Consider the following 20343-nt stretch of genomic DNA (forward strand, 5'->3'; position numbering starts at 1 on the left):
TCCACTGTCCGCCAATCCGCACAACCCGTCTCGATTGTACCCAATTATCAAGAAGGAGGAAGACGCCTACCATGGGTCGTCTTTCATCTAAAAGAGGGTAATCATGTCCAGCATCGAACAATCCGGCACATTCGCGCTTGGCCACCGCACCGTAAAACGACTCGGCTACGGCGCCATGCAACTCGCAGGACCAGGCGTGTTCGGCCCACCCAAGGATCGCAACGCGGCGCTGGCCGTGCTGCGCGAAGCCGTCGCGCGCGGGGTCAACCACATTGACACCAGCGACTTCTACGGCCCGCACATCACTAACCAGCTGATCCGCGAAGCGCTGCACCCTTATCGCGATGATCTTGCCATCGTCACCAAGATCAGCGCCCGGCGCGGCGACGACGGATCGTGGATTCCAGCCATGTCGCCCGAAGAACTGACCCAGGCGGTGCACGACAACCTGCACAACCTGGGCCTGGATGTGCTCGACGTGGTTAACCTGCGCAGCATGCTCGGCATCCACGGACCGGTCGAAGGATCGATCGAAGAGCCGCTCACGGTTGTAGCCGAGTTGCAGCGGCAAGGACTGGTGCGCCACATCGGGCTCAGCAACGTCACCCCGGCGCAGGTCGCGGAAGGACGCAAGATCTGCGAAATCGTCTGCGTGCAAAACCACTACAATCTCGCGCATCGGCAAGACGACGCCATGGTCGACGAGCTGGCGCGGGACGGCATCGCCTACGTACCCTTCTTTCCGCTCGGCGGCTTCACCCCGCTGCAATCTTCGACCTTGTCGGGCGTCGCTGCACGCCTCGGCGCCACGCCCATGCAGGTCGCGCTGGCCTGGCTGCTGCGCCGCTCGCCCAACATCCTGCTGATCCCGGGCACCTCGTCTATCGCCCACTTGCACGAGAACCTGGCCGCAGCCGAACTGGCGCTGCCGGACGATGCAGTCAAAGAATTGGACAGCGTGGCGAATATCAGCGCCACTTGAGGCGTACCAAATGCGCGCCTGCACATTCAAACGGCGCGCATTTGGAGGTCTTCCGTGTGTGATGACGAAATCCGGGATATTCTGCAAGCGGAACAAGATTCCTGCCATGTAAATAATCCCGCGCCCAACCATTTCAGCCATGACTAAATTCAGCCGCTACGCACTTGCCATCGCCCTTTTTGCACTTTCACCGCTTGGCCATTCGGCAATGGCCGACGACCGTCCGTCATTGAATGGAGGAACCGGTCACATGCCGAGCGAAGATAGCCGAAAACAGATCCAGGAAGTGTTGGATAACTATGCCAAAAGCGTAACGACTGGAGACCGCGCGCTTTTCGAATCTCAGCTGCTGGACGAGAAAATACCTTTCTTCGGACTTGGGGAAAAATTAAGTCCGTCATTCGAGCCAAATCTGCAGAGTTTGCAAGATTACGCCGGATTTCGGAAAGCGGTCTTCGAGAGCGGTAAAAAATACAGTCAAAAAATTTCTAACATCGACATCAAACAAGACGGCGATCTGGCCCAGGTGTCTTTAGACTTTGAAACGACTCTCGTCGAATCCGGCAAGGGTGTGCATGGCTGGAAAATCCTGCAATTGCTGAGGGTTCGGGGACACTGGAAAATTGTCAGCGAACTGTATACCGTGCGGTGAAAATCGGGCGCCATTTAGATATAAACAGCCGCGCAGCAGGTTCAAGGCTTGCGGGCGATAAGCAGCTGACTCTTCGGCAAAGCTTTATCAAGAGCGCTGGTGATCCGCAAGCCATCTTTGCATTTCAGTAAAGCGTCCCAGGTAGTGGCCCATGCATCCAATGCCGGATGCCTTGGCGTCGGCCCGTCTTGCCAGTCGGCCCAATAGAGTGCCCACCAGATCGTGAAGTAGATGCCGTAAGAATCGCGCGCGACCACTTCCAGCCCTGCATCGGCGACAAGTCGCTCAAACTCCGTATGCTCGATAACCCGGATATGGTTGGGATGTTCGAAATAGGACGGATGCGCGACTTGTTTATATATTTCTTCGGCTGCCGGATCCGGCACCGCCAGCAAATAAAGTGCGCCCGATTTGCCGACGCGAGCCAGCTCCTTCAGGAACGAGCTCGGATCGTCGACATGCTCGATGACTTCCGTCGATACAATGCGCGTGAACATCCCGTCGGGGAGCGGGAGCGGATTGGCGTCGGTGACAATGGCTTCGATTTTTCGTGCTGCGCTGTTTTTCAGTATCCGCTCGGTTTCTGCAACCATCTTGCTGTCGATGTCAGCAAAAACGATATGCGCGCCGCGACTTGCACAGAAATTCGCGTTACCGCCGCCGCCGCATCCAACGTCCAAAATGACATCCGCTTCGGATACCGGAAAACCTCTGAACAATTCACCCGTTTCATGATTGAACCAGCCACTGGCCTGCATGCTTTTTCCATGCACTGTGTAAGGGTTGAATGATTCGGGATTACTGACGTCTGGCGCAGCCGCGGCTACCGGAACGGATTCGGGAAGAAGGACTTTGTTAGAGCGGAACAACCTATTAAAAACATCAATTAACATGTGTGTATCCGGCAACAAAAAACTGATTATAAGCTCCTTTATTGCCGAATCATAATGACCATCTTCTTTGATAACGCTACGCGCGCACCGCTGAAATTGAGCAAGGAATTGCGCATTGATTCTCCCGCGAATCGCCAACTTCGCACGCAGGTTGAGCTTGCGAGTTTCTCAGAATGGCGCTGCTCCGCCAACACTGCCTTTTGACCTTCAAGAATTCAATATTGCTTTAATGATTACACAGTGGCAACATGCTTTGCTCGTGCGATTAACTGTGCGCGAACCTCCGCGATGGCGCTTCCACGATGTGCGTCGCAAAGGGCCTGAACATCTGGGACGAAATCATAAAAGGACAAACAATGAAGAGAGCGGGATTAGTCGCTGGTTTGCTGGTGTTGTTAAACGGATGTACCTCAGTGGGGCTACTGGATGGCACCACACCAGCGCCGACGGACAACGAATCGATTTTTATTATGGGCGTGACTCCAGATAACTATCGAGTCTCATTATTTCCTGGCTCAATAAAAGACGGCGTATTTCATCAAAATATATTTAGATCCGCAGCTGTCTACGCAGCAGCCAAGGACGGTTATGTCATCGGAAAGTCGTCGGCAGGCGATGTACTGGCGATAACTAACGTGCGCGTTGTCAAAGACAGCAGCTCGGTGCTTCAGGGTGCCAACTTCAAGCCCTGTGGCAATGTCAAAACCATGGTTTTTGCAGTACCAAAGGGCAAGGTTATTTATTTGGGCGATGTTGCGTACCAATTCGTCGGTCAAAAGGTGGAAGTGCGTTACGGCCAGAACATCGAAGCCGCGCAAGCGTATCTAGATAAAAACTTTCCGGCATTGCGCGGAAAACTGGAACCCCTTCCTGTTGATCTATTGCCATCTCAAACTTCATGTACCGCGACGCCAATGTATTTCCCTGTATATATTGGTAAAAGCAGATAGGTTGCTATCGAACAAGTCATGGCTCTCGATCGAAGATGGTCATGAAATGACGGGGTATTGGTGACTTTCAGGCGAGGGCCTGCGTCCGCCGGCTCGTGGGTTCTAATTGTAAATAGACAGAAAATTCATGCCGGCTTGGCATCAGCACAAGCCAGCATGGCGTCGCCAATCATATGGTCACCTTGGGTCTTGAGCGCCTCGCCGACGCCGCGGATATCACGCACTTCTTTGTTCTGGCTCAGTTTTGACTTGCCGACCAGGCGCGTGATTTCAATCTCCAGGCCCACGATAGCCTTGAGCATCGCGTCAATGTCCTCCTTGGCGCTGTCCGTCATCTTCCATGGCGCCGGCTGCGACGCTTCATGGGTTCGGGTCAGGCGGGCAACCACGCTGCGCACGAAGCGCTCGTCGTCGCGGATGGCGATACGTCCGTAGGCATGGGCCACCATGTAATTCCAAGTGGGTACCTGTTTGTGGAACTCGTGCTTGGACGGATACCAATTGGGCGAAACATACGCATCGGCGACCCGAAAGACCACCAGCACCTCATCGCCGTCAGATACGTCCTTCCACACCGGATTGGCGCGCGCCACATGGGCATTCAATACACCCATCCCGCCGCGCTGGGGATCGAGTTCGAAAGGAATATGGTTGGCATCCAGTCCACTCGCGCCATGCGTGAACAGTATTCCAAAGGGGTGTTGCTTGATGAGGTCATGCAGCACTTCTGTACGAGGCTCATCGAAATGGGTGGGTACATACATGTCAGTTCTCCCGGTTTAATCCTGATTGAAACGCTTATGCCTTTGCAGGCGGTACTGGCTGATTATCCGATCTGGATTATGGCTATTTTCTGGATTACTATATAGGTCCACAATTCATCAATTTCAGCAGGCCAGAATCGTATGCCACGACGCCCTCAGGCTGTTGATTTGCCGCCCATCAGCGGCTTGGACCGAACCAGCGGGCATCTTGGCCGCCAATTGACGCACGCTTTGCGCGAGGCAATACGTATTGGCAGCTTGAAACCTGGCGATCTTCTGCCGTCAACCCGTCAGCTAGCCGGCGCGCTCGATATTGCGCGCGGCACGGTCATGGAGGCGTACGAACAACTGATCGCCGAGGGATTTTTCGATGCGCAACCCAGGGCGGGCACGCGGGTCGCTTCCGCGTTGGCCCAATCGCGGCCAGTTGCTGGCGGTTCGCAAAAGCCGGCGACACACGCGACGCCCACTTCACTCCCGGCGCCTGCGGCCGCCTTCGCCAAAGTCGCGGAGCAATTTAAGCCGCTCCCACCGGTGCCCTTTGCCGTTTCCATTCCCACCGGTCCGGCAGCACCCGATGCAGCGTGGCGACGGCTTGGCAACCGCATCCGCGCCCGCGGACCAGGCGCGCCCTCGGGCTATGACGATCCTCAGGGTGTCAAGGCCTTGCGCGAAGCCGTGGCGGAGTATGTGCGGAGGTCGCGCTCGGTGCAGTGCGACGCTGCACAAGTCATCATCACGACGGGGACCCAGCAAGGGTTGTACGTCGCCTGCCAGGTGCTGCTGGGCGCCACCGACGTCGCCTGGGTGGAAGACCCCGCCTATCGGGGCATTACGGGAATTCTCGAAAGCACAGGACGGCAGGATCGCATGGTGCGCGTTCCAGTTGACGATGCCGGCATCGACGTCGACGCAGGGGTGGCAATGGCAAAAGACGCGCGTGCGGCGTTCGTCACGCCTTCGCATCAATATCCGTTGGGAATGCCGATGAGCATGGGGCGCCGGAATGCATTACTGGCTTGGGCAAGGAAGAACGGTGCGTGGATCGTAGAGGACGACTACGACAGCGAACTGCGCTATGCCGGCCATCCGTTTCCGTCACTGCAGGGGCTCGCACCGGATCGCGTCGTCTACCTTGGCACCTTCAGCAAGATCCTGTTTCCGTCGCTGCGCCTTGGCTACGCCATCGTTCCCGAAGCTTTGGTACCCGCCTTCTGCGGTGCGCGTGTACTGATGGACCGGCATACGCCAAGCGCCGACCAGCACGTCCTCGCCGCCTTCATTACCGAAGGTCATCTGGATCGGCACATTCGACGCATTCGCGGCGTATACGCTGACCGGCGAAGCCAGCTGGTAGGCATGCTCGAGCGATGGATCCCGAAGGATCTTGGATGGCTGCAGCCAAGCGACCAGGGCATGCACCTGGTGCTTTGGCTATCGCACGGCATCGACGACGTCCTGCTAGCGTCACGCGCCGTAGAAGCTGGAGTCGCTGTGCGTGCAGTGTCTCCAATGTATTCGGAGGGCAATGGCCGCCCCGGACTCGTCCTCGGTTTAGGTGGGTTCAGCAATAAACAGATGGAGGCAGCAGTCCGGATCCTTGCCTCAATCATCCTGTCGATGAGAAAGACTACGCCGCACATGCAGACTACTTCTTAACCGCGCGTTGACAGAGCGAGATGTATCGTGCCATTATCAAAAAATGGAATGTACAAAAACCCAGCTCGCCAAACACCATCATCGGTCAATTTTTTGCGCCGGGATCTGTTACATCCATAAGGCCACTCTTCAGCGATAAGTGCATCAGGAGTGAGTCAAACCAGATCAAAGGCGCCGATGGCGCCTTTTTTATTGTCCGCTAAAAACCAGCCAAGGAAACCATCATGACCATGATTCGAGGAACCAGATTTATCGTTGGACAAGAAGCCGCCGCGCTGCGCAGCATTGAAGCAACCTTTCGGAGCTTTCTTCATTGAGGCTCGCGGGCAAGAAGTAATCGTTCCTGCATTGTGGGGACAAGATACATTTATTGAGAAGGCAAGAGGAAGTGAAGTCCTCGGACAGATGTGGGCATTCGACGATAAAAAAGGTCGTCCATGCTGTTTGATTCCAGAGGCTACCGCGCTTTTTCAGGAGCGAGTTACAGACCTGCTTGGCAAAAAAAACGAAGCAACATATTTCTATGTCGCCAGATGCTATCGATATGAGCGTCCGCAAGCCGGTCGTTACCGAGAGTTTACACAACTCGGTTTCGAGATTCTCACGAGGCAACCAGAAATCGGTCTCGAAATGAGCCAGGACTTGTGTGTTGGATTCCTCGATTCTTTGGGACTTGAATACGAGATTGATATAGCGGCGAAACGTGGGCTGACATACTATCTGCAAGGTGAAGGTTTCGAGATCCGTTGTCCAGAACTGGGGGCGCAAAAACAAGTAGTGGGAGGCGGCGCTTATCGCGAAGGAGCTGGCTTCGGCATTGGCCTTGACCGACTATACCTTGCGTTGCAAGCCCAAGGAAAATTGACCTGATGACATCATTCGCCAGGTTGTGTAAATGTGATGAAATCACGGCCTGGCAGTTACAGATTGCTTTAACAAACCGTTGGCGGCTTGATGCATCCACCACATTTTCGATAACGTCGCTTTGGGTATTTCGCTTTACAAAACTGTTCGAAAACAATGTTTAGGTGCGAAGAATGAAAACTATCGTCAACCGTCATAGTGCTATCGATTGTAGGGCTGTTGGCATTCACAAATCCTAAACTAGACAGCTATGAACGACACATACATCAAGTAATCACTCAGGAAGCCAATAAACGGGATGACTTAAGCCGGACACTGGGAACGTTATTTGGAGGAGTGGCTAGCAGTTTCATAGCGAACAGCACCGTGAGAAATAATTATGTTCTGTTCAGCACTTACGACTCGAACCAGGAAATCAACATCTGAAATTGTAGGTATTCTTGGCTTTTTTTTCAAATAGGGGCCAAGAAATTGCAACAAGCCCCTCCAATTAGGCCAATAGCAATTGCGCGGCGGCCATCGGATCTCTTACAGCAATTTTTGTAATCTTATTAGCTTGCAATGTTTTGTTGTTTAACGGTACTCTGTGAATTGACTCAATAGCAATTTGGGGAATACCTATGGTGATGCGAAAGGTTGTCGTTGTAGGCGATAAAACCACGACAAGCGGTGTGATTCTTCCTAACGCGAACTCAACTTTTTCAGTCGGCGATGCTGCCCACAAGGTTGCGCTTATCGGGGGGCAGGCAACCTGCCTAGCCTGCAAAGGCGTGGGAGTCATCGCCAAGGCAGGCGGACCACGCAGGATGGACTTCATGGGGGAAGTAGCTTTGGAGAACGACATCGTTATCTGCGGCTGTCCTGTCCATCCAAAGCTCGTGTCCAATCTCCACCAAACCATGACCCACGACGACCAAGCCGAGTCTCAAGGTATACTGCCGCCCCCAGCCGCTGCCTCTGCCGCCGGCATACCTATGGCGGACAATCAACCAGCGGCTGAAACGAAACGTTATGACGAGCAAATTAAATTCCTGCTCGGTTCAGGGACGGCGCTAGCTGGTGCTGCATACACGTTGACGCTTGATGACGGCAGCAAGGTTACCGGAACAACTGATGCCGATGGTAAGACAGAGCGAGTGACGACGCCCGAGCCGCGCACGATCACCCAGGCCAACTTGCAACCCAACGTTGCATTTTGCTGCGCTCGGCAAGCTGAAAATTCTGGCGATGGCGGCGTAAATAGCATCGACGTCAAATTGAGCGGCATAAAAACCAACGCCGACGCTCTAGGTTCATCCGTGACAGAACACAAAGTGGAAGAAAAAGTTCGCCCGTTGACGGCCGGAGAGATTGATCTGGCAAAAAAAATATTCCGCGACTCCGTAGATTATTCCAAGGTCAAGGTCCACAACGGCGCTTACATGATAGGCGCCGGTGATAATGCCATGACGCCGAATGGCGAAATGTATTTTCCAAGTGACTATTACAAACCAGATTATTCGGCGGGAAAAAATTCAGATAAGGTCTGGTTTATTCATGAAATGACCCACGTTTGGCAGTATCAACTGGGGTACAGCGTCAAATGGGGCGGCATCAAAATACAAATAAAAGGCGGATATAAGTACGATGCCGGCCAAGATGTCGCACGAGCGTATAAATACAATCCTAGCCTTGATCTCGATAAGCCTATGTCAGATTTCAATATGGAGCAGCAAGGAGATTTAGTTTCACACTATTTTGATGGCATGTTTCTTGACGATGATGGTTCAATCCGAGACCATTCGCGGCACGTCGCAAATATGAATTTTTACGCACGTTCACTGATCAATTTCCTGAGAGATCCTAAAGATGCATCGTCTCTTCCAAAAACAACTCATATTGAAGACTAGCTTAGGCTTGGCGCTGACAATCACAGCTATGTCGGGCGCAATGGCGATGTCGGGGCCTTTCGAGCATCCGGCTCAAGTGATTCTGAAAGATGGATCCCCGTGTTTTTTTTCAGATTTTGGAGAAAGACCTTGGAGCGGCTACAACTTGACCGTGGAAATCAACAAAGGCAGTTCAGCAGGCATGGTTTGGGTAATCAGCACGGCTGAAAACGTTGAAAAGCCTTCCACTGTCCAAAATTGCGTTCGGTACGGACAAGCTGCCGGGCCGGCCAAAACTATCAAGCCAGCAGCTCCGCTGCGTGAGGGACTGCCATATTTAGGGATTATAGATACTGGCGACCGCGCACGATACGGGATTCCGTTTTGCATAGGCCGAGATTCTCAAACTAATCCAATTCTTACAAAATGGAACGAAAATGGTGATGGATGCACAGAAGTACCATTGAACCAAACCGACAAACCATCGTTGTTCAAGCGATGGTTTAGCAAGTGAGAACCGTGTTGAAAGAAAATAATCCTTGTGTTGGTAAACTTGCATTCCGCTGTGTCGTAAATCACGAACAAAACAGGAAGGATCTGCCAATGAAACATCTCATTACTCTAGGATGCTTAACGGCTGCAGTAGCCATGTACATTCTCGGTTTAGAATCGGGGGCAGCAATTCTCTTTGCAATAGGTATTCTATTCGAGGTGACATTTTGGAAGAGAGTATTAAATTTGCGCAAAAATTGAAATGCCATCCGTACCAAAAGATCGCAATAGCAACGAGTGGAAACAATTCGTTGCGTGGGTGATTGGCACATCAGTTTTTCCTTTCGCTGCATACCCGTTTATCAATGAAGCGACACCGGATAGATGCGAAGAATGAAACTATCATCAACCATCGTAATAGTGTCGATTGTAGGGCTGTTGGCATTCACAAACCCTAAACTAGACAGCTATGAACAGCACATACATCAAGTAATCACTCAGGAAGCCAATAAACGGGATGATGTAACGCGGGCGCTGGGCACGCTATTTGGAGGAGTGGCTAGCAATTTCATAGCTAGCAGCACCGTGAGGAATAATTATGTTCTGTTTAGCACTTACGACTCGAATCTCGGGAATCAACATCTGAAATTTGTAGGAATTCTTGGTAATTTCTTTCAGATTTCACAGTCGCATAGCTAGCCATTTACTGCCAGCGACGATTCTACTTACTCCGAAACTCTCATTCGCAATATTTCCTTCGACTATTTTCATCCAGCTTTTGTGAAACCATGAACAAAAATGCCACTGTGCTTGTGATCGGATTGTTCATTTCGTCGCACGGATTCACACAAGGTGTTATGCCTTCGACCGGAAACTACATTAGCGAAGGCGGATGGGGAAATCTGTCAATTCGACAGAAAAATCCCGAAGGAATTGTCTTTGAGATTCATGCGTTTGGCGCTAACGCACATAGCTGTCAGCTTGAAGGAGAAATCCGCAACGGGAGAGCCACGCTGGAGTCCTCAGAAAAGGAGAAGCCGTGCTTAATTGATTTTCAGCCTTCAAGTCGTGGCGTAAATGTCGTTCCGCAAACACCGCAGGAATGCAGGGAGTATTGCGGAATGCGCGCGAGCTTTGACGGACTCTACCTAAAACCTGTTCGAGGATGCGAAGACAAAGATCGACAAGCAACGGAAGATAAATTCAAGCACCTGTATGACAGTCAGAAATATCAAGATGCGCGTTTAACGATTGAAGCCCTTCTTAACAGCTGCAGCACAACCTTGCATCGATATGAATTGGGGGCGATCAGAAATGATCTGGCTATCACTCAGTACCATCTTGGTAATTTCTCCGGTTGTTTAAATACACTGGAGCCATATGCCGAAGACGCAGCCATGACGACCAACGAAGCTCTTAAGGATTATCCGCCCGCAGATGCAGAAGCTTATTCGGGAATACTGGATTCAGCTCGCACAAATATCAAGTTGTGTCGTAGAAAATTGCGCAAATAGGGACCGCGAAGTATCGGTTGCCATTGATGTATTGCTGCTTCTATGGGCAGGTCAAATTTCGAGCCGTGCTCCTGCGGAGGAGTCGGGAAGCAGAGCGAACCGCTGCATGTGATTTCTCCCGAAACACCTCCTCCGGGACGATCACATGGCTCGACAACTTCGTCCGAGTGCTCGCTAGCGCACTTTGATAACGACCTTCCCTTTCGTACGCCCCGTTTCTACATAGTCCAAAGCCTGTTTGGTTTCCTCGAAGGGGAAGATGCGGTCGACCACCGGCCGGATGTGGCCGGCTTCGATCAGCCTGGTGATTTCGCTCAGTTGCTGGCCGCTGGCCGTCATGAAGTGGAAAGAGTAGCTGGCGCCGCTGCGCCTGGCCGCTTTCCGGATGCTGTAACTGAGCAGCCGCATCACCAGCCTGACAACACCGTTCATGCCGCGCAGCCTGGCAAAATCGGGATCTGGCGGGCCGGCGATGCCGATCAGCTTGCCGCCTGGCTTGAGAACGTTCAGGGATTTCTTCAGTGTGTCCCCACCCTGCGTGTCGAGCACCAGGTCGTAGTTTTGCAGCTTGGTAGAGAAATCGTCCTTCTTGTAATCGATGACGATGTCGGCGCCCAGGCCCTTCAACATGTCGGCGTTGGCCGCGCTGGCGGTGGTGGCGACCGTGGCGCCGATATGCTTGGCCAGTTGGATTGCAATCGTGCCGACACCGCCCGAACCGGCGTGAATCAGCACTTTCTGGCCCTTCTTCAGCTGACCTTTTTCGACCAGGGTCTGCCATGCGGTCAGCGCCACCAGCGGAATCGACGCGGCATCCTCCATCGTCAGGTTGACCGGCTTGAGAGCCAGAGAATCTTCCCTGATTGCGATGAATTCGGCAAACATGCCGATGCGGTCGTCGTCCGCCCGTGCATAGACTTCATCTCCTACCTTGAAACGGCGCACGCGCGCACCGACGCGCACAATCGTGCCAGCCAGGTCGCAACCCAGAATCAGCGGCATCTTATATGGCAACAGCAGCTTGAATTCGCCGTCTCGGATTTTATTGTCCACCGGATTGACGCCGGCAGCGTGAATCTGCACCAGGACGTCATCGTCGCGCAGTACCGGCTCGGGCCGATCGCCCGAGATGAGCACATCCGATTTGCCGTAGCTGTTGATGAAGTAGGCTTTCATGTGCTTCTCCCGTTTTATCGTAAATTATTGTGGTACAGCTGTGGTGAGTTTGCGCAGCGCTGGCTGGGAGTCAAGCCGCAAGTCCTTGCGCACGCCGGCTTCGACCAGCCCGGCGGGCGCGAATCGGCGCAGGAAACGCAGGCGGCCGGCCAGCGCACCCGAGGTGTAGCGTACTTTCGGCGTCGCCGCCAGCGCCACCTGCACCACTGTCTTGGCCACCACGGCCGGGCCATCCGCGCCTTCCAGCGCTTCCTTCACGCGTAAGTCCAGTCCCACGCGCAGGTCGCGATACTCGTCGAGCGCCTGGTCAGGCTGCAGCTGGTTGGCGTCGAACGCCGACTTGATGTAGGCCGGTTCGACCAGCGAAACACGGATGCCCTGGGTGCGTAGCTCTTGGTCCAGCGATTCCGAATAGCCTTCCACCGCGTGCTTGGTGGCCGAGTACAGCGCCATGTACGGCATCGGCACAAAACCCAATACCGAGCTGATGTTGATGATACGCCCGCTGCCGCGCTGCCGCATGTGCGGCACGACGGCGCGGATCATCCGCACGGTCCCGAAGAAGTTCGTGTCGAAGATGGCCTGCGCCTGCCGGATCGAGCTTTCTTCGGCAGCGGCGGGCGCGACGCCAAAACCGGCGTTGTTGACCAGCAGGTCGATACGCCCTTCAAGTCGCAGCACTTCGTTGACGGCGGCGGCTACCGATTCGTCGCTGGTCACATCCAGCGCCAGCATCTGGAATGCGCGCTTGCCGCTTTGCCCTTGCGCGCCGCGGCGGCTGGTTCCGTACACCTTGTAACCCGCCCTGGCGAGCTGCTCGGCGGTGACTTCGCCGATACCCGATGACGCTCCGGTCACGATTGCGATCTTGCTGTTCATTGTGTTTCCTCTCAGTGCAACTATTTAATATGACGATCATCATATTATTTGTCAAAAAAAAGCCCGAAAATGGACTGCCAAGCCGGCCTTACTTGCCAACCTCTGAAAAATGCTTGAGCGCCGCTTCGCGCAACGCCGCGGACAGCCTGGGATCGTCGACCGCGCGCGCCATCACCATCGTGCCGACCATCGAACTGACCATGAACATGGCCTGCTCGTGCGCACCGGGCGTTCCCCAGTCAGGCAGCTGGCGGGCCACCACATCGATCATCTCCTTGATGTGACGCGTAGCCGCATGCCGCACTTCCGGCGCCTGGCGATGCATCTCGGAGCCAAGCGCGGCCACCGGACAGCCATTCTCAACGTCTTCCAGGTGCGGCTGCGACAAGTAGGCCCGCATCACCGCCTGCAAGGACTGCCCCGGCGCTGCGGCAGCGGCGATGTCAGCCGACATGCTCACCGCATCAGCGCCGGCGCTGTCGGCCGCCTCGGCCAGCAGCGTCTCACGCGAGGCGAAGTGCGCGTAAAAACCGCCGTGCGTGAGCCCCGCTTCCTTCATGATATCCGCCACCCCGGTGCCGGCATAACCGCTGCGCCGGATCGCGCGCGCGGCCACCTCTACGATACGGTCGTGCGTTGCTTCCTTGCGGCTCTGAGTGGCACGCTTGGCGTTTGGATGGATTGATTTCATCGGCATGACGATCATCATATATGATTTTCAGAAAGCGTGCACACCCTACATAATTTTTCTTTTTGACAATCTTCGTTGCCGTTACAAAGATCTGACCTGCACACTATATTTGAATCGCCAAGATCCGGATGTTGCTTTTGTCGTTTATTTTCTGGTCGACATTACGTGGTAAACCACTACTTAACCTACGATCAAATTTTCCGAATCACCGCTAGTTGATTGATGCATTTGGCGAACGCAAGAAAACATATTTTTACAGCTTTAGAGAACATACCGTCGACTTCTACAGGGATTTTTCGATAAATGGAACAAGCACCATTCATTGACACACTTCGTACGTAACCATCGTTCCGCAATTCTCTTGGTAGAGTGGGTTCTGTCCCAGAATTTCGAAATTCCTTGGTACCAATTCTCGGACTTCCGCATCGCCTCTCACAGAGTGGGGGCGTCGACAACTTCCCCGTTTATCTATTCCATTGCACTGTACCCAGATTGGAATTAACCCGCCGGAATACCGAGTTCATCGGCGCCAGTTCACTGGGTATCCGTGTGCAGCGATTTGTCGGATGTCGCTTGCTCGGCATACGCCCAATCCTTGCATTGCTGGAAGTCCGATATCTGATCCCATGCGGCCATCAAAGGTGGAGTATCCATGCGGCTGATTAACTCTGCCGTTTTTTTCTTGTCGCCAGACAGGCAAGCGAATCTCGCGAAGTTATTGATATTCCAGTTATCCGGATACTTCTTCAATACGTCATCGATACCTTTTTTCATCACCGGCCAATCGACAAGAGAATCGGAAAACAATCTATCGTCGTAGTTTGTTTGCGACGCCACCCAATAAATGCGCGCATACATGCCAAACCCTTCAGACGACTGAGTTCGCTTGAGTGCTGCTTGCGCGAACTTCTCGATCGACTCTGCGTTGCCTCCCCATTTCGGTCCGTAGTATCCGATGGCGGCAAAGTAAATTTGATAGAAGGCAGGATATCGTTCCAAGCCTTCGTTAATTAACTTGGAGAACTCACGCTCTGGCCAGCTTTGCTGTTTTGCAACGACCGCCATGAGTTCGTACCAGCTCGGGTCTTTCGCCGCAATTGTTTTATGGGTTTCAAGATAGGTTCGCGCCTGTTGAGTGTACTCCGCGAAAGGCGCCCAATTCTGAGCCTCTACATCCTTTGCATAGCCGGTTCCCCGGAAACTCCATCCGTGATTGAGCAACATCTGTGCATATGCAATGTGGGCGGCGGGTGATTCAGGATAGTGTTCAACCCAATTCCTGGCCCATTTCTCTGCCAAGGCCCAATAAGCCGGGCCCTTATGGCGTGAGTCGAAGGCCAGACTAATGGCAGTGTTGAACACAGTCAGTTTCCAGATTCCGCTGGATGTTCTTGCTTGGGTACTCAAGTAAGTAGAAGAGAGAGCCTCCAGCTCTGTTACGTTTTGTGTTTGCATCATGAGTTTCACATATTTATTCATTGATGCCCGCTCTGATAGCTCATCGCAGTGCCCTGGAACTGAGATTACTAGACCAAAAGCCACCAAGAAAGACAAATACATTTGCTGTAATTTCATTATGTTTTTTGATATTAAAGAGAATGTCGCATCAACATGAAAAGTTCGGCACAAAAGCCATCTGGCTTTTACGGCGAGCTGCCGCTCGGGCCTGAGAGACCACAAGTCGGCGAAAAATGCGGCATGGGAACGACATGCGCAATCCGGCAAAATGATTGCGAAGACGGCCAAGACCAGGCATCACTTGTTTTCTATATTTTTAACCAAGGTCTTATCGTATAGCAGCCACCAATAATTGTCCATTGGCAACAATTTATAGGGGGGGAGTGAAGATGCCTGTAAATTGGGGTCGCCAAATATCGATGAGCCAGCTTGATGTCATCCCAAAAAATTATGCCGCAATGCCCCAGCCGAGAAAATATGCGACTGACGGGAATGGCGGTTGCTGACGCATCGCTTAATGAAAATTCATTAGACGTTCGCCACTACTTATTCCGTGCCAAGAACATTGTTGGTAAGTGTTGCGGCAGGCTGTAGGCACAGCCAAAAGCAATACCACCGATTATTGACATCGCGGCGCTCAGTGGGACAAGAAAATGAAACGTCGAGTAAATTAGCTTACGAAATAAAATCTCTGGCTGCGATGTGTTTCTCCATAAACACGCTCAGTGGGTCGTTCGTGTACCGGCTTCGTTGAAAATCGGGGATGTCTTGTTTCTGCTCTTACCGGACGGGTAAAACTGGGTAGAACCGAATGAAGATGCAATAATCGCTGTGCTGATCCATACTAATATTTTGCGGCATAAAAATACAATTCGCATTCGGTATCTAACGTGGTTTCACAATTGGTTAATCGAAGTCAAGCCTCAGCCAAGGAACTGCATGAAAATCATGAACCTCGTATCGAGATTGCATTACACACTTTTCACTGCAATCATTTTGGTCTTTCCATTACCAAGTTTTGCGACTGTGTCCGTTCCTGAAAATTTCTACCCATGCACCGAATTCAAAGATTTCCCTCCGAATAAACAGGCACTCTACGAGGCGGTGAAATCAAACGACACAGATATTGCGTTGAAGATTTTACCAACGGTGGAAGACGTTAATTACTGCACACCCTCCAATGATTTGAGACTGCTAGACTTCGCGATCGGCCGTCGAAATTTATCTCTTGTAAAGGATCTACTTGAAAAGGGAGCTGATATTAATTGCGAAGGCAATTGCAGATCAGCGATGCTGTACGTCATTGACCAGCCAAATAGCAACGAAAAAGAAGAAATCCGAGCTATTGAAATTGGAAATCTATTACTTACGAATGGAGCATCTTTAGAGCACTTCAATTTTGCACCACTAATTGATTCCGCTGCGCCGAGGGGCCGACGATGTGCTTCGGTAGGTTGTGCAGCAAGAAATGGGAATAAAGAGACTGTAAAGTGGTTGCTGGACCACGGCGCAGCGATAAATTCTGAAGAAGATCATTGGACTCCACTAAGTTATGCCGCCGTTAGTGGCGATGTCGCAACAGCCAAAGTGTTATTGGATCTGGGGGCGAATCCAAATGGCCTTCATGATGCTTCCAACGTTTTCGGTAGCCCGCTTATATACGCCGCGTCCAAGGGTTATCCAGAAATGGTTGCTTTGCTGATTTCTCATGGCGCAAACGTTAACCAAATCATCCATTCGGGTTCCGAAATCGTGACGCCGCTTAAATGGGCTCGTAAGTGCGCAATGGCGCAACGTTGTGACGTAATCGTAGAAATGTTAATTAACGCTGGCGAGAAGGAATAGAGAAGTACATTCATTCACACAAAACCTGCATCGTTTAAGACAAATCGCGAGCATGTCAAACATGTGAAATCGATTGCGGCAGGAAAGGCCAACAATACATGTCCGAAATGTGGAATCGAGTTGATATTACGGACGGTCAGTCCGGCATAAATACCGAATCGCACACTTCAATGGATACACGAAATTTCCTGCCCGTCGTTACACAACAAACTAGGTAATAATTGACGGTCACACCGAACAGAATCTGATCGGAGAAATGCGGCAGTAGGTTCAATAACTAATTGAAGAGGACAGACGAAGATGTCGAACCATGGTATCAAGTTATACGTTGACTCACAATTTGCAAGCCCGTACGCAATGTCCGCGTTTGTAACACTAAAAGAAAAGGGAATTCCGTTCGAAATCCTGACAGTTAATTTGGGCACTAACGAGAATCACCAACCTGACTATTCACAGCTTTCACTGACTCGCCGAGTACCAACGCTTAGTCATGGCAGCTTTCACTTGTCTGAGTCGTCTGCAATTTCCGAATATTTGGAAGAGCAATTTCCAGCACCGGAATATCGCATCGTTTATCCGCATGATGTTCAGAATAGAGCAAGGGCAAGACAAATTCAGGCGTGGCTGCGGAGCGACTTCATGCCCATTCGTGAAGAACGGTCGACCGAAGTCGTTTTCTTCAAACCAACTGAAGAGCCGCTTTCTGATGCAGCACAAGCTTCCGCTGCCAAACTGTTTTCTGCGGTTGACAGTCTTCTTGGAAATGGCGCGTTGAATCTTTTTAACGAGTGGTGCATCGCGGACACCGATCTTGCACTGATGCTCAATCGTCTTGTGATGAATGGCGATAACGTGCCGGGAAAATTGGTTGCTTATGCACGCCATCAATGGCAACGGCCATCTGTCCAATCATGGGTAAAGCAAGAACGTTCGAAATGAACAGCATAGAGCTAGCAGCAGATATACAGGCCTTCCGGTTTTACGATCTTCGTGCAAAAGCTGCTGATGACACATCTGACGACGTGGCGACCAAGCTGCGAGTGATTTATTGGGCCATGACAATGTTAAAACCACGCAGCGGCATCACCTCCGTAGAGGCAAGATTGTGGAGCCCACTAAGTAATTTTCAGAATGCAACTTTTGGATTATACTGAATTTATATAAATAGTTTCCATCTAGCTCCACAAGGCGTTTTGGTATTGTATTGAGCACATGATGGCACCGGCTGATCCATTCTGGCGGTGTCTCATTTCGGATTTTCGTTTCGAGAATTTAGAACCCACGGCAGTGTTTACTAGACTCCGGCCCGATGGACGAGATTCAGACAATGACAGCGAGAGAGAATCGGCGGCTCGACGGCCGCATCTGCGTGGTGACCGGCGTCGTCGGTGTGCTGGGCGAGGGCGTGGCACGTCGATTTGCCGAAGAAGGCGGGGTTGTCGTTGGGATCGACCGAAAAGCGCATGCAATCGGCTCGCTTGCATTGCAGGCGGACCTAGCCGATGAGGAGCAAGTGCGGGCCGCCTATGAACGTGTTCATCGTGATCTCGGGCGAGTCGATGTTATCTACAACAATGCCGGATTAGTCGATTCAGAAGATCACTCAGCGCTCGACACCAGTTATGAAACCTGGCAGCGCGTCTTCGCGGCCAATCTCACCACAACCTGGCTCAGCTGCAAGCATGGCATACCCTTCATGCTGCGCAATGATCCCGCGAAAGGCTCGGTCATCAACACCGCCTCGTTCCTGGCGGGAATGGGCGCGGCGTCGGCCCAAATGGCTTTCAATGCCGCTAAGGCTGGCGTGGAACAACTTTCCCGCGATCTGGGCGTCCATCTTGCCCGGCGCGGCGTGCGCGTGAATGCCCTTGCCTTGGGTCCCATAGAGACACCCCAACTCAAACAGGCCTTCGACCGCATCGGTCCAGAGGAGGTTTCCCGTCGCTTCATACATATGCCAATGGGACGTTTTGGAACCGTTCAGGAACTTGCTGCGACCGCCGCCTATCTCGCGAGCGACGATGCCGGGTTCGTGACAGCTTCGACCTTCCCCATCAACGGCGGCATTCCCGGCGCTTTCACTGTCACTACCGCTTGACCGATCTGATGGATCGCGTCGGCGAGCCGAAACCTTAGGATGGTCCGAGCCTGATAGCGAGCGCACCGGCATCCACCAATAGGCAAGATGCATACTGAGACACTACCCTATCCCCGCACGTGGAACGAGTTTTTAGACCGGTTCGCATCGGAGGAAGAGCGCGCGGCGTACCTAGAGGACCTGCGACGGCCGGCACCATCTTTGACAAGACACGTAGTGCTCCCATCATCTGGAATCAACTGCGCCGCGTAATTTGAACGCGTTTAAATACTTATGAGTAGCACTTCCGTTTTTTATCAGAATTTTGGTTGCTGAGCTTTTTCGCAGTGGTAGGTTGGCAAAGGGGCTGCATATACAACACCTTCGGTCCACATACGATAGGTTCCAGCTAGTCGGTTGAGTTCGTGCCGATTGACCATATTCATTTTTCTATAAGGGTCAAATTCATTGTCGGACCACGTGATCATCGTCTCATTAATGACGGCACTTTTCCCATTCACGGCTTTGTCTCGATAATTCACTACAAGATTTTGAGTTAAGAGTTGGCCACCGATAGTCGCCTTACATAACAATATGAAGGGAGTGCCAACATCAGGCGCAATCGCAAGCTGAGTAGCTAGGGCCAATTGGGTAGTTACGCTCATTGATGTAAAAAAAAATTGCAGCGAGATATCTCATTTTCCAGCCTCAATTATTTTTGACCTGTTTGACTGCAATGCATTTAACCCGTTGGCATTACAGATCATTCAATCAATTTCGCCAAACGGCTGGACTCCGAAATCACCTAGTAGCGGACGTCCCTGACATCAGACGTACTCGATCCGCCTCGCTTAAAACAATATTAGATACCCATTGACGACGGCACTACCCAGATCGATCACATTATCGTGTCGAAGTTTGGCATCTTTGTGATTGAAACGAAGAACACTTTCATGAATTATTCACATGTTTTTTTGCCGGGTGGAGATCATTAATTTTTTCTTTTACAATTTGTCCATCCACCACGGATAATTTGACAACTGTCAAACTGCAACCTCCTATTCCACCTAAAAAGCGCATCTCATATTGCTGATTTTTTCTTGGCGTAAATGCAGTACCTACAATGCATATGTTTGTCGAAGCGCCCTGATATCCAGCAAAAAAATTTGTGTCCTTTTCCGCTTCGACTACACGTTCTATTACATTGCTTTTGTTTTCGTATTCTTGACTTCCATACATATCGGCTCTGCTCTTATCAACTTTATAAAAAGTGCTGAATGAGGCGATGCTTTTAGCCGACGAAACACCGCACGTCGTAGTGGCGGAGACATCAGAAGTACCCATACTATTGTTGATGACTCTAATTTTTGCAGTGTCACCAGAAGTAGGCGATATATAAGGTTTTGGTGCCGCGCATCCTGTGAGTGCACTAATAACGATTAATGAGGCAAATCTCAACGCACTTTTTTTCATTTTTAAGTAGATAACTTCCAGTTAATTACTACGGACGCCTTGATCGATTCAGGAATCTAAGCTTAAATTAATAAACAATCAAGCTTCCACACCTCAGAGAAATCGG

22 protein-coding genes are annotated in these 20343 nt (G+C 51.7%); 14 read left to right on the plus strand and 8 right to left on the minus strand.

Translation table 11 applies throughout. From position 1 onward, the window contains the following. The first annotated feature begins 103 nt into the window (after positions 1–103). Complete coding sequence (locus tag CFU_RS19150; protein WP_014007657.1) at positions 104–982, plus strand: aldo/keto reductase family oxidoreductase; 879 nt, start codon at positions 104–106, stop codon at positions 980–982. 139 nt (positions 983–1121) lie between these two features. Continuing rightward, the gene (locus CFU_RS19155) at positions 1122–1634 is read left to right on the plus strand and encodes a nuclear transport factor 2 family protein (protein ID WP_081466513.1); all 513 of its coding nucleotides are present in this window, start codon (positions 1122–1124) and stop codon (positions 1632–1634) included. A gap of 41 nt (positions 1635–1675) precedes the next feature. Here the strand turns inward: CFU_RS19155 and CFU_RS19160 are convergent, their stop codons facing one another. Then, complete coding sequence (locus tag CFU_RS19160) at positions 1676–2527, minus strand: class I SAM-dependent methyltransferase (RefSeq protein ID WP_050808656.1); 852 nt, start codon at positions 2525–2527, stop codon at positions 1676–1678. A 302-nt stretch (positions 2528–2829) separates the two neighbouring features. Here CFU_RS19160 and CFU_RS19165 point away from each other — a divergent pair, with 302 nt between their 5' ends. Continuing rightward, entirely contained in the window at positions 2830–3477 is a 648-nt protein-coding gene (locus tag CFU_RS19165) for a hypothetical protein (RefSeq protein ID WP_014007659.1), read from the plus strand. A gap of 125 nt (positions 3478–3602) precedes the next feature. Here CFU_RS19165 and CFU_RS19170 read toward each other — a convergent pair whose 3' ends face one another. After that, positions 3603–4241, minus strand: a complete 639-nt coding sequence (locus tag CFU_RS19170; RefSeq protein ID WP_014007660.1) for an FMN-binding negative transcriptional regulator — start codon at positions 4239–4241, stop codon at positions 3603–3605. A 141-nt stretch (positions 4242–4382) separates the two neighbouring features. Here CFU_RS19170 and CFU_RS19175 point away from each other — a divergent pair, with 141 nt between their 5' ends. The 7 genes from CFU_RS19175 (at position 4383) to CFU_RS24625 (ending at position 10638) form a co-directional block, all read left to right on the plus strand. Next, entirely contained in the window at positions 4383–5900 is a 1518-nt protein-coding gene (locus tag CFU_RS19175) for a PLP-dependent aminotransferase family protein (RefSeq protein WP_014007661.1), read from the plus strand. A gap of 255 nt (positions 5901–6155) precedes the next feature. Then, complete coding sequence (locus CFU_RS19180) at positions 6156–6770, plus strand: ATP phosphoribosyltransferase regulatory subunit (protein WP_202946127.1); 615 nt, start codon at positions 6156–6158, stop codon at positions 6768–6770. Between the two features lie 614 nt (positions 6771–7384). Then, positions 7385–8653 carry a PAAR domain-containing protein gene (locus tag CFU_RS23465; RefSeq protein ID WP_014007663.1) on the plus strand — a complete coding sequence of 423 codons (1269 nt, stop codon included), beginning with the start codon at positions 7385–7387 and terminating at the stop codon, positions 8651–8653. Then, a complete protein-coding gene (locus tag CFU_RS24620; protein WP_148264894.1) occupies positions 8613–9146 on the plus strand; it encodes a hypothetical protein in 534 nt (177 codons plus the stop codon). Before CFU_RS23465 ends, CFU_RS24620 begins: the two co-directional genes overlap by 41 nt. Positions 9147–9235: 89 nt before the next feature. Continuing rightward, a complete protein-coding gene (locus tag CFU_RS25260; protein WP_238531346.1) occupies positions 9236–9385 on the plus strand; it encodes a hypothetical protein in 150 nt (49 codons plus the stop codon). 132 nt (positions 9386–9517) lie between these two features. Further along, complete coding sequence (locus CFU_RS25595; RefSeq protein WP_190275178.1) at positions 9518–9823, plus strand: DUF4359 domain-containing protein; 306 nt, start codon at positions 9518–9520, stop codon at positions 9821–9823. Between the two features lie 89 nt (positions 9824–9912). Next, positions 9913–10638, plus strand: a complete 726-nt coding sequence (locus CFU_RS24625; protein ID WP_014007664.1) for a hypothetical protein — start codon at positions 9913–9915, stop codon at positions 10636–10638. Positions 10639–10812: 174 nt separating this feature from the next. Here the strand turns inward: CFU_RS24625 and CFU_RS19190 are convergent, their stop codons facing one another. From CFU_RS19190 to CFU_RS19205, 4 genes are all read right to left on the minus strand, one after another. Beyond that, positions 10813–11814, minus strand: coding sequence for an NADP-dependent oxidoreductase (locus CFU_RS19190; RefSeq protein WP_014007665.1), 1002 nt, complete (start codon positions 11812–11814; stop codon positions 10813–10815). A gap of 24 nt (positions 11815–11838) precedes the next feature. Then, positions 11839–12693, minus strand: coding sequence for an oxidoreductase (locus CFU_RS19195; protein WP_014007666.1), 855 nt, complete (start codon positions 12691–12693; stop codon positions 11839–11841). A gap of 88 nt (positions 12694–12781) precedes the next feature. Beyond that, the gene (locus CFU_RS19200; protein WP_014007667.1) at positions 12782–13402 is read right to left on the minus strand and encodes a TetR/AcrR family transcriptional regulator; all 621 of its coding nucleotides are present in this window, start codon (positions 13400–13402) and stop codon (positions 12782–12784) included. A 516-nt stretch (positions 13403–13918) separates the two neighbouring features. Further along, positions 13919–14959, minus strand: a complete 1041-nt coding sequence (locus CFU_RS19205) for a hypothetical protein (RefSeq protein ID WP_050808657.1) — start codon at positions 14957–14959, stop codon at positions 13919–13921. Between the two features lie 822 nt (positions 14960–15781). Here CFU_RS19205 and CFU_RS24030 point away from each other — a divergent pair. The 4 genes from CFU_RS24030 to CFU_RS19220 all read left to right on the plus strand — a co-directional run bounded on the left by CFU_RS24030 (position 15782) and on the right by CFU_RS19220 (position 18785). Further along, positions 15782–16687, plus strand: a complete 906-nt coding sequence (locus tag CFU_RS24030; RefSeq protein WP_081466515.1) for an ankyrin repeat domain-containing protein — start codon at positions 15782–15784, stop codon at positions 16685–16687. 300 nt (positions 16688–16987) lie between these two features. After that, a complete protein-coding gene (gene yfcF, locus CFU_RS24035; protein WP_081466516.1) occupies positions 16988–17626 on the plus strand; it encodes a glutathione transferase in 639 nt (212 codons plus the stop codon). Then, positions 17623–17841, plus strand: coding sequence for a hypothetical protein (locus tag CFU_RS24635; RefSeq protein ID WP_238531348.1), 219 nt, complete (start codon positions 17623–17625; stop codon positions 17839–17841). The genes yfcF and CFU_RS24635 overlap by 4 nt, the downstream gene beginning before the upstream one ends. Before the next feature lie 155 nt (positions 17842–17996). After that, positions 17997–18785 (plus strand): SDR family oxidoreductase, encoded by a 789-nt coding sequence (locus tag CFU_RS19220; protein ID WP_050808658.1) that lies wholly within the window; start codon positions 17997–17999, stop codon positions 18783–18785. Between the two features lie 296 nt (positions 18786–19081). Here CFU_RS19220 and CFU_RS19225 read toward each other — a convergent pair whose 3' ends face one another. Both CFU_RS19225 and CFU_RS24645 read right to left on the minus strand, forming a co-directional pair. Next, positions 19082–19429, minus strand: coding sequence for a hypothetical protein (locus CFU_RS19225; protein ID WP_041742445.1), 348 nt, complete (start codon positions 19427–19429; stop codon positions 19082–19084). Between the two features lie 286 nt (positions 19430–19715). Beyond that, positions 19716–20237, minus strand: coding sequence for a hypothetical protein (locus CFU_RS24645; protein ID WP_148264895.1), 522 nt, complete (start codon positions 20235–20237; stop codon positions 19716–19718). Between the last annotated feature and the right edge of the window lie 106 nt (positions 20238–20343).

The sequence above is a fragment of the Collimonas fungivorans Ter331 genome, from assembly GCF_000221045.1.
Classification (GTDB): domain Bacteria; phylum Pseudomonadota; class Gammaproteobacteria; order Burkholderiales; family Burkholderiaceae_D; genus Collimonas; species Collimonas fungivorans_A.